This window comes from Raineyella sp. LH-20 (genome assembly GCF_033110965.1).
In the GTDB taxonomy this organism is placed as follows: Bacteria; Actinomycetota; Actinomycetes; order Propionibacteriales; family Propionibacteriaceae; genus Raineyella.
Genome location: NZ_CP137003.1, coordinates 1,906,442 through 1,920,690, shown reverse-complemented (window position 1 = coordinate 1,920,690; position 14,249 = coordinate 1,906,442). Strand labels below are relative to the sequence as shown.

At 71.7% G+C, this 14,249-nt stretch carries 14 protein-coding genes; 1 reads left to right on the top strand and 13 read right to left on the bottom strand.

The window, feature by feature from the left end; all coding sequences use genetic code 11:
• Positions 1–25 precede the first annotated feature (25 nt).
• The 13 genes from R0146_RS08265 to R0146_RS08205 form a co-directional block, all read right to left on the bottom strand.
• Entirely contained in the window at positions 26–742 is a 717-nt protein-coding gene (locus R0146_RS08265) for a cytochrome c biogenesis CcdA family protein (RefSeq protein ID WP_317692355.1), read from the bottom strand.
• Between the two features lie 47 nt (positions 743–789).
• On the bottom strand, positions 790–1,383 hold the full coding sequence (locus R0146_RS08260; RefSeq protein ID WP_317688594.1) for a TlpA family protein disulfide reductase: 594 nt from the start codon (positions 1,381–1,383) through the stop codon (positions 790–792).
• A 97-nt stretch (positions 1,384–1,480) separates the two neighbouring features.
• A complete protein-coding gene (locus tag R0146_RS08255) occupies positions 1,481–2,131 on the bottom strand; it encodes a histidine phosphatase family protein (protein WP_317688592.1) in 651 nt (216 codons plus the stop codon).
• A gap of 25 nt (positions 2,132–2,156) precedes the next feature.
• Positions 2,157–3,512, bottom strand: coding sequence for a glutamate-1-semialdehyde 2,1-aminomutase (gene hemL, locus R0146_RS08250; protein ID WP_317688590.1), 1,356 nt, complete (start codon positions 3,510–3,512; stop codon positions 2,157–2,159).
• Between the two features lie 140 nt (positions 3,513–3,652).
• Complete coding sequence (hemB, locus tag R0146_RS08245) at positions 3,653–4,633, bottom strand: porphobilinogen synthase (protein ID WP_317688588.1); 981 nt, start codon at positions 4,631–4,633, stop codon at positions 3,653–3,655.
• 69 nt (positions 4,634–4,702) lie between these two features.
• Positions 4,703–6,436 carry a bifunctional uroporphyrinogen-III C-methyltransferase/uroporphyrinogen-III synthase gene (locus R0146_RS08240; protein WP_411567129.1) on the bottom strand — a complete coding sequence of 578 codons (1,734 nt, stop codon included), beginning with the start codon at positions 6,434–6,436 and terminating at the stop codon, positions 4,703–4,705.
• A gap of 76 nt (positions 6,437–6,512) precedes the next feature.
• The gene (hemC, locus tag R0146_RS08235; RefSeq protein ID WP_317688586.1) at positions 6,513–7,574 is read right to left on the bottom strand and encodes a hydroxymethylbilane synthase; all 1,062 of its coding nucleotides are present in this window, start codon (positions 7,572–7,574) and stop codon (positions 6,513–6,515) included.
• On the bottom strand, positions 7,571–8,932 hold the full coding sequence (locus R0146_RS08230; RefSeq protein WP_317688584.1) for a glutamyl-tRNA reductase: 1,362 nt from the start codon (positions 8,930–8,932) through the stop codon (positions 7,571–7,573). The genes hemC and R0146_RS08230 overlap by 4 nt, the downstream gene beginning before the upstream one ends.
• Entirely contained in the window at positions 8,929–9,663 is a 735-nt protein-coding gene (locus R0146_RS08225; RefSeq protein ID WP_317688582.1) for a redox-sensing transcriptional repressor Rex, read from the bottom strand. Before R0146_RS08225 ends, R0146_RS08230 begins: the two co-directional genes overlap by 4 nt.
• A gap of 116 nt (positions 9,664–9,779) precedes the next feature.
• A complete protein-coding gene (locus R0146_RS08220; protein WP_317688580.1) occupies positions 9,780–10,019 on the bottom strand; it encodes a glutaredoxin family protein in 240 nt (79 codons plus the stop codon).
• Positions 10,020–10,175: 156 nt separating this feature from the next.
• Positions 10,176–10,277: a 30S ribosomal protein bS22 gene (locus tag R0146_RS08215; RefSeq protein ID WP_002550589.1), complete on the bottom strand. Its 102-nt coding sequence runs from the start codon at positions 10,275–10,277 to the stop codon at positions 10,176–10,178.
• A gap of 155 nt (positions 10,278–10,432) precedes the next feature.
• Entirely contained in the window at positions 10,433–11,326 is an 894-nt protein-coding gene (proC, locus tag R0146_RS08210; RefSeq protein WP_317688531.1) for a pyrroline-5-carboxylate reductase, read from the bottom strand.
• Between the two features lie 302 nt (positions 11,327–11,628).
• Positions 11,629–12,669 (bottom strand): aspartate-semialdehyde dehydrogenase, encoded by a 1,041-nt coding sequence (locus tag R0146_RS08205; RefSeq protein ID WP_317692353.1) that lies wholly within the window; start codon positions 12,667–12,669, stop codon positions 11,629–11,631.
• Between the two features lie 189 nt (positions 12,670–12,858).
• Here R0146_RS08205 and benA point away from each other — a divergent pair, with 189 nt between their 5' ends.
• Positions 12,859–14,244, top strand: coding sequence for a benzoate 1,2-dioxygenase large subunit (benA, locus tag R0146_RS08200; protein ID WP_317688528.1), 1,386 nt, complete (start codon positions 12,859–12,861; stop codon positions 14,242–14,244).
• Positions 14,245–14,249: the final 5 nt, after the last annotated feature.

The following is a 14,249-nucleotide window of genomic DNA, read 5'->3' as shown; positions in this document are numbered from 1 at the left end:
GCACCCTCGCCCACATCACCCTCGCTCACAGCACGGTCCCGAATCCGGCGGCCCAGATCCGCATCATCGCCATCAGTCGCTCCCACAGTCCGGTCACCAGCAGCAGCCCGACCAGCACCATGGAGATCCCGCCGATCCGCAGCACCGCGACCTGGTGGCGACGGACGAACCGGACGACCCGCTGCATCCGGGTGAACGCGACCGCCGCGACGACGAACGGGATGCCCAGGCCGAGCACGTACATGAACGCCAGCAGGCCGCCCCGCATCGCACTGCCCTCGTTCATCGCCAGGGTCAGCACCATCGACAGGGTCGGGCCGATGCACGGCGTCCAGCCCAGACCGAAGACGAAACCGAGCACCGGAGCGGCCGCCAGGCCCGCCTTCGGCAACCGGTGGATCCGCAGGTCGCGGTCGCCCAGCGGGATCACCCCGGCGAACACCAGTCCCAGCAGGATCGCCAGCACCCCGATCACCCGGGAGATCACGTCCTGGTGGGTGAGCAGCACCCGCCCCACGGACCCGGCCGCCACCCCGGCGGCGACGAACACGACGCCGAAGCCGAGCACGAACAGCGAGCTGCCGAGCAGCATCCGACCGCGGTGGCTGCGACCGTCCTGCAGCACGTCGGCGGCGCCCAGACCGGTGGCGTACGACAGGTAGCCCGGCAGCAGCGGGACGCAACACGGGGAGAAGAACGACACCAGTCCGGCCAGCACCGCCACCGGGACGGCCAGCAGCATCGATCCGCCGACCGCCTGGCTCGCCCAGTCGCCGAGGTCGAGCGGCGTCACTTACCGGCCGCCACGTCGTCGATGACCCCGACCAGGGTCGCCTCGGTCGTCTTGCCGATGATCCGGGCGGCCACCTTGCCGTCCTTGTCGACCACCAGGGTGGACGGGATGCCGGACGGCGGCAGCTGGCTGGAGAACTCCAGCAGCAGCTTGCCGGCCGGGTCGTAGATGCTCGGATAGCTGATCCCGAAACTGCGGACGAAGGCCTCCGCCGGGACGGGGTCGAGGTCGCGGGTGTTGAGGCCGATGAAGTCGGCCCGGTCCGCGGTCTGCGCGGACGCCTTGACCAGGTCCGGTGCCTCCGCGCGACAGGGCGCACACCACGATCCCCACACGTTGAGCACCAGCACCTTGCCGGGGGCCGCCGTGGTGGTGAGCGCGGTGCCCTGGTCGCCGAGCGTCGGTCCGCTGACCACCGGCGCCGCGGGCCGCTTGCCGACCGGCAGGATGGTCACCCCACCGTCGCCGCTGACGAACCCGCCCTGGGTGGAGGCGATGTCGGACGTGCCCGCTCCGCAGGCCGCCAGGGTGCCGGCCAGGCCGACGGACAGCGCGACGGCGGCCAGTGCGCGCGACACGCGCCCGGGCACCCGGCCGGTGTCCGTGGAGCGAGGCGTACGGCACGGTCGGGGCGTCCACGCGTGACGGGGCGTACGGGACGGCAGGGGCGTACGGGACGGGCGAGGGTCAGGCACCGGCGACGAACCCCTTCCGCTGCTTCACCGGGAGGAGGTCCCGACACGGCTCGGCGTACCCGGCGAACCGGATGGTGCCGTCGGTCACCTCCAGCGTGGTCACCGACGCCAGGGTGCACTGGCGGCGCATCGGGTTGTGCACCAGTCGGCGGCCCTCCGCGCTGCTGCGGGCCATCCAGATCGGCAGCTGGTGGGAGACGATGACCGCTTCGTGGCCGTCGGCGGCCGCCGCGGCGTCACGGATCGCCGCGCCCATCCGCGTCACCTGGTCGACATAGTGCTCACCCCAGGACGGGGCGAACGGATTGACCAGGTAGTGCCACAGCCGCGGGTCGCGCAGCTCGGAGTCGGCGCCGTTGAGCACCCGACCCTGCAGGTGGTTCCAGGCCTCGATCACCCGCTCGTCGGTGACGACGTCCAGCCCGCCGTGCTGCGCGGCGATCGGCGCCATCGTCTCCTGCGCCCGCTCCAGCGGGGAGACCCGCAGGTGCGCCAGGTCGCGCCCGGTGAAGTACTCCCCCAGCCGGTCGGCCATCGCCCGGCCGAGATCGGAGAGGTGGTAGTCGGGCAGTCGCCCGTAGAGGACGTGTTCGGGGTTGTGGACCTGACCGTGGCGGCACAGGTGGACGAGGGCGTGGGTCATCGGGGCTCCTGGTCGGCTCGACGCGTCAGGCGGCGGTCATGGCGACCCGGGCGGCCGCCGCGGCCTTGGGCAGCGCCTCGACGATCCGGTCCATCGCCGCGTCGTCGTGCGCGGCGGACAGGAACCAGGCCTCGAAGCATGACGGCCCGAGGTAGACCCCGTTGTCGAGCAGGCCGTGGAAGAACGCCGCGAAGACGTCCTGGCGTTGGGTCGCCGCGACCGACCAGTCCGGCACCGCGGTGACCCCCTCGGGGGTGAAGAAGACGGAGAACAGGCTGCCCGAGTGCTGGATGACGTGCGGCACCTGGAAGGCGTCGAGGGCCTTGTCGATCTCGGCGCGCAGCAGCGCGGCGGTGCGGTCGAGCTGGCTGTAGACCTCCTCGGTGGCCAGCCGCAGGGTGGTCAGCCCGGCGGCGGTGGCGACCGGGTTGCCGGACAGCGTACCGGCCTGGTAGACGGGGCCGACCGGGGAGAGCTGCTGCATCAGCTCGGCGCGGCCGCCGAAGGCCGCCGCGGGGAAGCCGCCGCCCATCACCTTGCCGAAGGTCATCAGGTCGCCGTGCTGGCCGTCGAGACCCCACTGGCCGGAGCGGGACACCCGGAAGCCGGTCATCACCTCGTCGGTGATCAGCAGGGCGCCGTGGGCGTGCGCGATCCGGGCCAGGAAGGCGGTGAAGTTCTCCCCGTCCACCTCGGCCGGCGGGACGACGCCCATGTTGCCGGCGGCGGCCTCGGCGATCACGCAGGCGATCTGGTCGCCGTGCTCGGCGAAGGCCCGCTCGACGCCGGCCCGGTCGTTGTAGGCGCAGACGATGGTGTCGGCGGTGGTCGCCTCGGTGACCCCCGGGGAGGACGGGTGGCCGAGGGTCGCCGCGCCGGAGCCGGCGGCGACCAGCAGGGCGTCGACGTGGCCGTGGTAGCAGCCCTCGAACTTGATCACCTTGTCCCGCCCGGTCGCGCCGCGGGCCAGCCGCAGCGCCGACATCGTCGCCTCGGTGCCGGAATTGACCAGCCGGACCTGCTCGACCGCGGTGCGGGCGATGATCTCCGTGGCCAGGTCCACCTCGGCCTCGGTCGGCGCACCGAACGAGGTGCCGTCCGCGGCCGCCCGGGCCACCGCGTCGAGCACCTCGGGGTGCGCGTGGCCGAGCAGCATCGGCCCCCAGGAGCCGACCAGGTCGACGTACTCGTTGCCATCGACGTCGGTGACGTACGCCCCCTTCGCCGACCGGATGAACCGGGGCGTCCCGCCGACCGCACGGAAGGCGCGGACCGGGGAACTCACCCCGCCCGGAATCACCTTCGCAGCACGCTCGTAGAGAGCGGCGGACTGCCCGGCCTCCTGGGCGCCCCGACTATCGGGATTGGGCAACGACGGCATCGATCGGACCTCCTGCAGGGTGGCTGGGCAGCCCCAGCCTACGTTCACCGCCCGTCGGAGCACGAACGCCGTTCATCACCCCGGCTCAGGGCCCGGCCGGCCGGTGCCGCCGCCCGCCCCCGCCGGCACTTCGGAAGAGTTCAGCGCCCGGCGCGCTCCCAGCGGGCGAAATCCCGCGCCCAGTAGCTGAGGATCGTGTCGGCGCCGGCCCGGCGGATCGAGGTGAGGATCTCCCGGACCGTACGCTCCCGATCGATCCAGCCCTTCTCCGCGGCGGCCTCGACCATCGCGTACTCACCGGAGACGTTGTAGGCGGCGACCGGCACGTTCACCGCGTCGCGCACCTGGCGCAGGATGTCGAGGTAGGGCAGGGCGGGCTTCACCATCACGATGTCGGCGCCCTCGGCCAGGTCCAACTCCACCTCGACCAACGCCTCACGGGCGTTCGCCGGGTCCTGCTGGTAGGTCTTCCGGTCGCCGGTGAGGGTGGAGGAGACGGCCTCCCGGAACGGTCCGTAGAAGGCCGAGGCGTACTTGGCCGAGTACGCCATGATCGCCACGTCCTGGTGGCCGGCGTCGTCCAGGGCGGCCCGGATCGCGCCGACCTGACCGTCCATCATCCCGGAGGGGGCCACCACGTGCGCGCCGCGCTCGGCGTGCAGCACGGCCATCCGGGCGTAGAGCTCGACGGTCGCGTCATTGTCGACCACGCCGTCGGCGGTCAGCACGCCGCAGTGGCCGTGGTCGGTGAACTCGTCGAGGCAGACGTCGGTCATCACCAGCAGGTCGTCGCCGACCGCGTCGCGGACCGCGGCGGTCGCCAGGTTGAGGATCCCGTCCTCGGCCAGCGCACCGGAGCCGGTGGCGTCCTTGTGCTCCGGGACACCGAACAGCATGATCCCGGCCAGCCCCAGCTCGGCGCACTCCTCGGCATCACGGCGGATGCCGTCCAGGGTCTGCTGCACCTGGCCGGGCAACGAGGTGATCGGCCTCGGCTCGGTCAGCCCCTCGGCGACGAACGCCGGGTGGATCAGTCTGCGCGGCTCGACGGAGGTCTCCGCGACCATCGCCCGCATGACGGGGGTGGTGCGGAGGCGACGCGGGCGGTACGGGACGGCCATGCTTGCCTCCAGGGTTGGTCGGGCGCCCGACGGGCGCCCGGGAGAACGTGGTGTGCGAGGACGTACGGCTCAGGACGTACGCTTCCGCGAGCGCGCGCCGCGCCGGGTCTCGGACGGCTTCGGCACCTGCTGGCCCTTCGCGAGATAGCCGTCACGACGGTCCGCGGCGAAGCCGGCCAGGGCGTCGGCGAGGCCGACCGCGGACGGCGTCGGGGCGACGACGTCCACCCGCAGACCGTGCTCCTCGCAGGTCTTCGCGGTCTGCGGGCCGATCGCCGCGATCACCGTGCAGGAGTGCGGCTTGCCGGCGATCCCGACCAGGTTGCGGACGGTCGAGGAGGAGGTGAACACGACGGCGTCGAACCGACCGGTCTTGATCGCCTCACGCACCGGCGCCGGCGGCGGCGAGGCCCGTACGGTCCGATAGGCGGTGACGTCCTCGACCTCCCAGCCGAGCGCGGTGAGGCCGGCCTTGAGGGTCTCGGTGGCGATGTCGGCCCGCGGCAGGAAGATCCGGTTGATCGGGTCGAGGGCCGGATCGTACGGCGGGAACTCGGCCGTCAGGCCGCGCGCGGACTGCTCGCCGGTGGGCACGATCTCCGGTTCGATGCCCCAGGCGCGCAGAGCGTTCGCGGTGGTCGCGCCGACCGCGGCGACCTTGAGGCCGGAGAAGGCGCGGGCGTCCAGCCCGTACTGCTCGAACCGCTCCCGGACCGCCTTGAGGGCGTTCACCGAGGTGAAGCACACCCATTCGAACCGGCCCTCGACCAGCCCGCGGATGGCCTTGTCCATCTGCTGGGGGCTGCGCGGCGGCTCGACCGAGATGGTCGGCACCTCCTCGCTGATCGCCCCGTACGTCCGCAGCCGGGTGACCAGCGGGCCGGCTTGGTCCTTGGTGCGCGGCACCAGCACCCGCCAGCCGAACAACGGCTTCGACTCGTACCAGGTGAGGTCGTCGCGCTGCTCGACCGCCGGGCCGATCATCACGTGCACCAGAGCGTTGTCCGCCAGCCCCGCGGCCTGCACCGTCTCGTCCAGCTGGGCGAGGGTGGTGAGCACCGTGGTCTGGGCGGTCGATCCGCCGCCGAGCACGGCCAGAGCGGCCTCGGTGGACGGGCGGCCGGACGACACCGCGGCGTCGGCGATGTCGGCGACCAGGTCCACCCGGGTGTTCACCACCAGGGTGCCGGTCGGCGCCCACTGGGCCGACTGGGCACGGGTGAAGGTGCCGTCGGTGGCGGACACGAAGTGGATGCCGTCGGTCTTGTTCAGCGCGATGCCGACGTACTCGGGGACCGCGGTGAGCGAGGAGACGCCCGGCACGATCTCGAAGTCGATGCCGCCCTTGACGCACACGGCCGCCTCGTCGGCGACGTTCGCGTCCATGAACGGGTCGCCCTTCACCAACCGGACCACCCGCTGGCCGCGGTTGGCCAGCCGGAGGACCTCCTTGGCGCGGTTGGACGGGGTGAGCGGGCGACCGTCCTCGTCACTGGCGAGGGACTCCGGCTGGACACCGGACCTCAGGCGGACTGCCGGGTGGTCGAGGATGGCGGACAGATCCGGGCTGTCCATGATCACCGCGTCGGCGTCGGACAGCGTCTGGACCGCCATCAGAGTCAGCAGGTCGGGGTCACCCGGACCGGTGCCGACGAAGATGACCCGGCCACGACCGGCTGCACCCTCACCGGGCAACGCACCGAGCCCCTCGGTCTGGCCGCCGGGGGCGGTGCCCGCCGGGGCGGGGTGGTGCGGGTCACCGGGAGTGTCGTCCCGCTGATTCGAAGCCGGAATCGTCGTCAACTGCGTTCTCTCGTTCTCAGGCCTACGAGCGGCTGCCGGCGGCCGATCCGCCCGCCGGCGACGATGGCGTTCTGCATCAGGCGGGTGACGCCGGAAGCCGAAGCAGCATCGCGTCGGCGAGTCCCTCGCCGAGGGTCGCGGCGCGATCCACGGCGCCCTCCCGGGACTCGTCCTTCGGTGCCGGCGTACCGCCCTCCACAAGGGTCAACGGGGTCGCCGTGTCGCTCGAGGAAGTTCTACCTATCATTTGCCCAGCAACGGCCCGCAGAGTCAAGTCGAGCCCCTGTCCGGCCCCCCGGGTCACCGTGGCGTGCACCCCGACCGGTGCCAGGCAGCCGGCCTCCAGTCTGCCCAGGAACCGCCGTTCGGCCGTCACCGCGAGCCGGGTCGGCAGGTCGTCGAGGGCCGCCATCAGCGCCATCAGTCGGGGATCCGCCGTCTCAGCCACTTCACAGGCGAGGGCCGCCTGGCCTGCGGCCGGCAACAGGTCGGACACCGCCACCGGATCCGCCGGCAGGCCGGCCACGGTCGGCCGGTCCGCGTCACCGGTCAGCATCCCGAGCCGTCGCAGGCCGGCGGCGGCCAGTACGACCGCGTCGACCTCGCCGTGCCGCGCCAGGTCGACGCGGGTGCCGACATTGCCCCGGACCGGGACGATCTCGATCTCCAGGCCACGCTCGGCGAACAGCCGGGCGAGCTGCACGGCGCGTCGTGGCGACCCGGTGCCGATCCGCATCCCGGAGGCCAGATCGTCCAGGCGGCGGCCGACCAGCACGTCGCGGGGATCCTCGCGAGGAGGAATGGCGGCCACCACCAGGCCCGGCGCCGGGTCGACCGGCAGGTCCTTCAGGGAGTGCACGGCGACGTCGACCGACCCGTCCAGCAGCCCGCCACGGACGGCGGTGGCGAAGACGCCGGTCCCGCCGATCTCGGTGAGGTGGCGCCGGTCGGTGTCCCCCGCGGTCACCACCCCGACGAACTCGGTCGTCGCACCGAGCGCCGCCAGCTGCCCGGCGACCCACTCGGCCTGGGTGCGGGCGAGCTCGGACCGGCGGGCGCCCACCCTGACGTGCAGGCCGGCGCCGACGAGCGTACGGTCCGCGGTCTGCGACTCCCGGGCCGCGCCCCCGGCCGTCATGCCCGCAGCCCGTTCGCTCCGGAGGTGACCGGGCCGGCCGCGGGGATCACCGCGGCGGGCACGGAGACGGTCACGCCATCCGGCGTGGCACCGTCCGGCGGGGGCGTCAACACGGCTCGCATGTGGTCGGGATCCAGCGCGAACAGGTCACGCAGCGCAGCGGCGTAGTCGACCTCCTGCTCGCTGCGGGCGTACTGCTGCACCCGCACCGTGGGCTGGTGGAGCAGCTTGTCGACCACCCGGCGGACGGTCTTGTGCACCTCGGCCCGCTCGGCCTCGGTGAGGTCGGGGGTCAGGCCGGTCAACCGGTCCAGCTCCGTCTCGACCACGTCATGGGCCATCGTCCGCAGCGCCACCACGGTCGGCTTGACCTGGGCGGCCCGTCGGGCCGCAAGGAAGGCATGGGCCTCCTCGCTGACGAGTTGCTGGGCGTCGCGCAGCTGGGAGGCGGTGGCGTGGTCGGTGTCGCGCTCCATCAGCAGTGCGATGTTGATCAGCGGGGCGTAGCGGCCGGCCTCCCGCTCCACGTCGGCCGGCATGGCCAGGTCGATCACCGCGGACAGCGCCGCGTCGCGGACCTGGTCGGCGGTGATCACCGTGCCGCGGGCGCCGGTGCAGGTGACCAGGATGTCGGCCTGTTCCAGGGCGTCGTCCAGCTCGGCCATCGGGCGGGCCACCGCCCCCACCGCGCGGGCGAGGTGAGCCGCCTTGTCGTACGTACGGTTGACCAGCGTCAGGTCGACCCCCTCGGCGGCCAGGGTGTGGGCCGACAGCGCGGCCATCGAGCCGGCGCCGACGATCACCACCCGCTGGCCGACCAACCGGATGCCCTGTTGGTAGAGCTCGTCGAGCGCCGCCGTCATCAGCGAGTGACCGGCGGCGCCGACCTCGGTGTCCGACTGCACCCGCTTGCCGACCCGCAGGCCCTGCTGGAAGAGGTGGTTGAGCTGCGGGCCGACCGTGCCGGACTCCTGGGCACGGGTCAGCGCCGTCTTCACCTGGCCGAGGATCTGGTTCTCCCCCACCACCATCGAGTCGAGTCCCGCGGTGACGTTGAACAGGTGACTGATCGCGGCTTCGTCGTAGAACACCGCACAGTGCTGCTGCAGGGTGCCGGCGGCCAGCCCGGTCGACTCGGCGATCCGGGCGGTGATGTCGTCCAGGCTGTGGTGGAAGCGGGAGACGTTGGCGTACACCTCGGTGCGGTTGCAGGTGGACAACACGACCGCTTCGTCGATGTGCTCGCTCTCGGCGAGCCCGGTCTCCAGCTTGGCCGCGGTGACGGCGTCCATCGACGCCCGGCTGAGGAGATCGACCGGGGCCGTCTTGTGGGAGACGCTGAGGACGAGGATGCTCACACCGATACCTTCTTCTGGGTCGACGTCCCCTGGCCCTCCGCCGCGTCCGCGTGCGAGGCTGCGGTGTCAGGGTGCTGCTGGTAGTAGGCGAGGATCTGGAGTTCCCGGCCGAGGTCGACGTCGCGCAGACGTACGCCCTCGGGAGCGTGGACCCCGTCACTGACGAAGTTGAGGACGCTGGTGACACCACAGGCGGCCAGCCGTTGCAGGGTGTCCTGCGCCGCCCGCGGGGGCACGCAGAGCAGGGCGATGCTGGCGCCGGTCTCGGCGACGATGGCGGGGAGGTCGTCGAGGTGTCGTACGACCAGACTGGTCGGGCCGATGGTGGCGGCCACCCGCAGTTTCGTGCCGACCAGCTCGGGCGCCACGTCGATCAGACCGGCGATCCGGAACCCTCGCTCGGGATAACCGGTGAAGCCGGCCATCGCGGTGCCGAGCTTGCCCATCCCGACGATCAGGAACGGCCTGGTGTCGGGGCCGACGAGGTGGTCGGAGATCAGCGCGATCAGCCGGCCCACGTCGTAGCCGACGCCCCGGGTGCCGACGGATCCGAAGTAGGACAGGTCCTTGCGCAGTTGGGCGGGGTTGACCCCGACCGCTTCCGCGAGCTGCTGGGAGGAGATGGTCGAGCGGCCGCGGACGTCACGAAGCACCTGGAGGTAACGAGGCAACCTGGCGATCGTCGCCTCGGGGATCCCACCGGAGGCCGGCGGAAGAACGACCTCGGACACAGCCCTCCTGACATCGTTCGTTGACGCCTGCGCCACCACTCTAGAAGCCCGGTCAGGCCTTTCCAACTCATCGGGCCGCGGTGGCACAGGGGCGACGGAGAAGCCGTCGTCCGGGCTCATCGAGCCGCCTTCGGAGGGTGCGCCAGGGCATCGTCGAGGGCATCGTCACTCACCCGCCAGGTGGCGAACTCGGCGCCGTCCACGAACACCACCGGCACCAGGTCCCCGTAGCGGGCCTGCAGCGCCGGGTCGGTGTCGACGTCCACCACGTCGTACGCCGCACCGTGGCGGGCGCAGACCCGGTCGACCACGGCGACCGCCTCGACACAGAGGTGACACCCGGTCCTGCTCAGCACCCGGACACGCGCCGGGGTCGGACCACCCGGGTCCGCCTCGGCCGCGCCGACGGGCGTGACCGACCGGCCCCACCGGGGGATCCACCGGTGGGTCGGGGGACGATCTGAGGGGACCCGGGGCGTGATCACGTCATCGGGCCCGGACGGGCCCGAGCGTCACTTGCCGGCGCGACGACGCTGGATGCGCGTCTTCTTGAGCAGCTTGCGGTGCTTCTTCTTCGCCATGCGCTTGCGACGCTTCTTGATGACAGAACCCACGGATGGACCTCTCGATCGCCGAGCGCAGGGGCCCGGACAGGACGGATGGTCGACGCCGACGCGGCGACGACTCGCGACCACGCCGGTCGCAACTTCCCCATCCTATCCCGACGGCCGCCGCCACGCGAAAACGCGACCTCGTGGTGAGCGGCCGGTCAGGCGCCCAGTGCTGCGTTGCGCTCGACAGTCGCCCGGACAGCGGCCGCGATCCCGGCCCGTACGCCATGACTCTCCAGGGCGGCGAGGCCGGCGGCGGTCGTCCCGCCGGGCGAGGTCACCGCCTCACGCAGCAGGGTGGGGTGCGCGCCCGGTTCCTGGGCGAGGCCGGCAGTGCCCCGGAACGTCTGCACGGCCAGGTCGTGGGCGACGGCCCGGGTCAGTCCGAGTTCCACGCCGGCGTCGATCATCGCCTCCATGGCCAGCAGAACGAACGCCGGCCCGGACCCGGACACCCCGGTCACCGCGCCCATCTTGTCCTCGGTCACCCGCACCACCACGCCGGAGCGGCCGAGCAGCCGGACCACCAGGTCGAGGTCGGCCGGGCTCGCCGCCGCACCGGCACACACGGCGGTGGCCCCCTCACCGATCCGGGCCGGGGTGTTCGGCATCGCCCGGACGACCCGGACGCCGTCCGGCAGCCAGCCGGTCAGGGTCGCGGTGGACAGCCCGGCGGCCACCGACAGCAGGATCGTCTGCGGCCCCAGCTCGCCGGCCAGGGAGGTCAGCGTGGCATGGGCGTCCTGCGGCTTGACCGCCAGGACGACGACGTCTGCTCCGTGGACGGCCTCGACCGCATCGGCGGTCGCCCGGACGTCCCGGCCGGCGGCCAGCTCGGCCACCGCCGCCAGCAGCTCCGTACGCCGCGCAGCGTGGTGCTCGGCGACCACGGCGTGGGCGACCGGCGGGTCGTCCACCGCGAGCAGGGCCCGGAAGAGCGTGCCTCCCATCACCCCGCCGCCGATCACGGCGACGGTGAGGGCGGAGTTGGCAGGGGAGGCGGAGGTGCCAGGGATCGAGCGGGCGGAGCCGTCGCCAGATGCGTTGTCCATGTGCTGTTGCCTTTCTGGGGGAGGACCCCCTCCCCTGGTGGAGCTTCCGGTGAGTCGTCCGGGACGCGTGTCGGATCGGGGGTGAGTGTTCGACACAAACGTCATAGGCCAGACCTATGGAACCGGGGGGCGGCCCTGGTTCCATAGGGATGTCCTATAACCATTTTTCCGAACATGCCACCGGCCGCCGGCGAGGGGATCAGGGTCGGGCGTCGCGGTCCGACCTCGACCGGCGCGGGTCAGGCCTCGACCGGCGCGGGTCAGGCCTCGACCGACGCAGGTCCGGCCTCGACCGACGCAGGTCAGCCGCGGGCGGCGATCAGCTCGGCGATCTGCACCGCGTTCAGGGCGGCGCCCTTGCGCAGGTTGTCGTTCGAGATGAACAGGGTCAGCCCCTTGCCCTCCGGCGCGGACTGGTCCCGGCGGATCCGGCCGACGTACGACGGATCCTTGCCGGCCGCATCGAGCGGGGTCGGCACGTCCATCAACTCGACGCCGGGCGCGTCCCGCAGCGCCTCGACGGCCTGTTCGGGGGTGATGTCGCGGGTGAACTCAGCGTGGATCGCCAGCGAGTGGCCGCTGAAGACCGGCACCCGCACGCAGGTGCCGGCGACCAACAGGTCGGGGATGTGCAGGATCTTGCGCGACTCGTTGCGCAGTTTCTGCTCCTCGTCGGTCTCCCCCGTGCCGTCGTCGACCAGGTTGCCGGCGAACGGCAGCGCGTTGAAGGCGATCGGCTTGACGTACGGCCCGTACATGTCGGGGGTGATCCCGGCCGCGGACCCGTCGAGTGCCAGCGCCCGCGGGTCGGGCACCGCGGCGGTCTGTGTGGCGAGAGTGGCGACCCCGGCGACGCCGGAGCCCGAGGTGGCCTGGTAGGTGGCCACGATCAACCGGCGCAGGTCGGCCAGGTCGTGCAGCGGCTTCATGATCGGCATCGCGGCCATCGTGGTGCAGTTCGGGTTGGCGATGATGCCCTTGGGCGGGTCGATGGTGTCGTCCGGGTTGACCTCGGAGACGACCAACGGCACCTGCGGATCCATCCGCCAGGCCGAGGAGTTGTCGATCACGACGGCACCGGCGGCGGCGACCTTCGGAGCGAACGCGAGGGAGGTCTTCTTGCCCGCGGAGAAGATCGCGATGTCGAGACCGGAGAAGTCGGCGGTCTCGGTGTCCTCCACGATCACCTCACCGTCGCCCCACGGCAGCTTCGTGCCGGCCGACCGGGCCGACGCGAAGAAACGGACCTCGTCGAGGGGGAACCCGCGCTCCGCCAGCAGCGTACGCATCACGCCGCCGACCTGCCCGGTCGCCCCGAATACTCCAACTCGCATGGATCCCAGCGTACGGCACGCTCCGGCACCTCCCGGGAGACGACCGCCGCGCCCTCACGGCGGCCCCACCGGGGTCCACCTGGGTACCTGGGTCAGGGCTGGGGAAACGTCTGGTGCGCCTCGTCCGTGGCCTTTGCCACAGTGAACGCCATCGCCCGACGACCGGGCGGGTGCCGACGAAGTCACCTGGAGGAACACATGGCGCATCCCAGCATCGACGCGCTCAGCATCGATCTCGACTCGCTGATGGTCGAGAAGCCCGACGAGGGCAAGTGGCAGCTCAACCGCTCGGTCTTCACCGACGAGCAGCTGTTCGAGCTCGAGATGAAGTACATCTTCGAGGGCAACTGGATCTACCTCGCCCACGAGTCGCAGATCCCGAACGTCGGTGACTACTTCACCACCTACATCGGCCGCCAGCCGGTGGTGATCACCCGCGGCAAGGACGGCCGACTGCACTGCATGATCAACTCCTGCGCCCACCGCGGCGCCATGCTGTGCCGCAAGAAGACCGACAACCGGACCACCCTCACCTGTCCCTTCCACGGCTGGACGTTCCGCAACGACGGCACCCTGCTGAAGGTCAAGGATCCCGACGGCGCCGGCTACCCGGAGCAGTTCGACACGAACGGGTCGCACGACCTCACCCACGTCGCCCGCTTCGACAGCTACCGCGGCTTCCTCTTCGGGTCGCTGAACGCCGACGTCGCCGACCTGGCCGATCACCTCGGCGACACCACGAAGGTGATCGACCTGCTCGTCGACCAGTCCCCCGAGGGCCTCGAGGTGCTGCGTGGCGCCTCCACCTACACGTACGACGGCAATTGGAAGGTGCAGGCCGAGAACGGCGCCGACGGTTACCACGTCACCGCGACGCACTGGAACTACGCCGCCACCACCGGCCGGCGCAGCACCGGGGAGTCGAAGAACACCACCCAGACCGTCGACGCCGGCAAGTGGGGCAAGCAGGGCGGCGGCTACTGGTCCTACCCCAACGGCCACCTGTGCCTGTGGACGTACGCCGCGAACTACCAGTCGCGCCCGCTGTTCCCGAAGCTGGCGGAGCTGACCGAGCAGTTCGGCCAGGCCAAGGGCGAGTTCATGGTCACCGGCTCGCGCAACCTGTGCCTCTACCCGAACGTGTTCATCATGGACCAGTTCTCCACCCAGATCCGTCACTTCCGGCCGGTCGCGGTGGACAAGACCGAGGTCACCATCTACTGCATCGCCCCGAAGGGCGAGGCCGCCGAGGCCCGCGCGCAGCGGATCCGCCAGTACGAGGACTTCTTCAACGCCTCCGGCATGGCCACCCCGGACGACCTGGAGGAGTTCCGCTCCTGCCAGAAGACCTTCCAGGCCTCGGCCGCCCCGTGGAACGACATGTCCCGCGGCCAGACCCACCAGATCGCCGGCTCCAGCGACTTCGCCCGGGAGCTCGGCATGGACGACCTGCTCTCCTCCGGTGTGAAGAACGAGGACGAGGGCCTCTACCCCATCCAGCACGAGTACTGGCTGTCGCAGATGAAGCGGGCCCAGGCCGCCGAGAAGGCCGCCGAGTCCGCCCTGCTGTCCGAGCTGGCGTGAAAGGA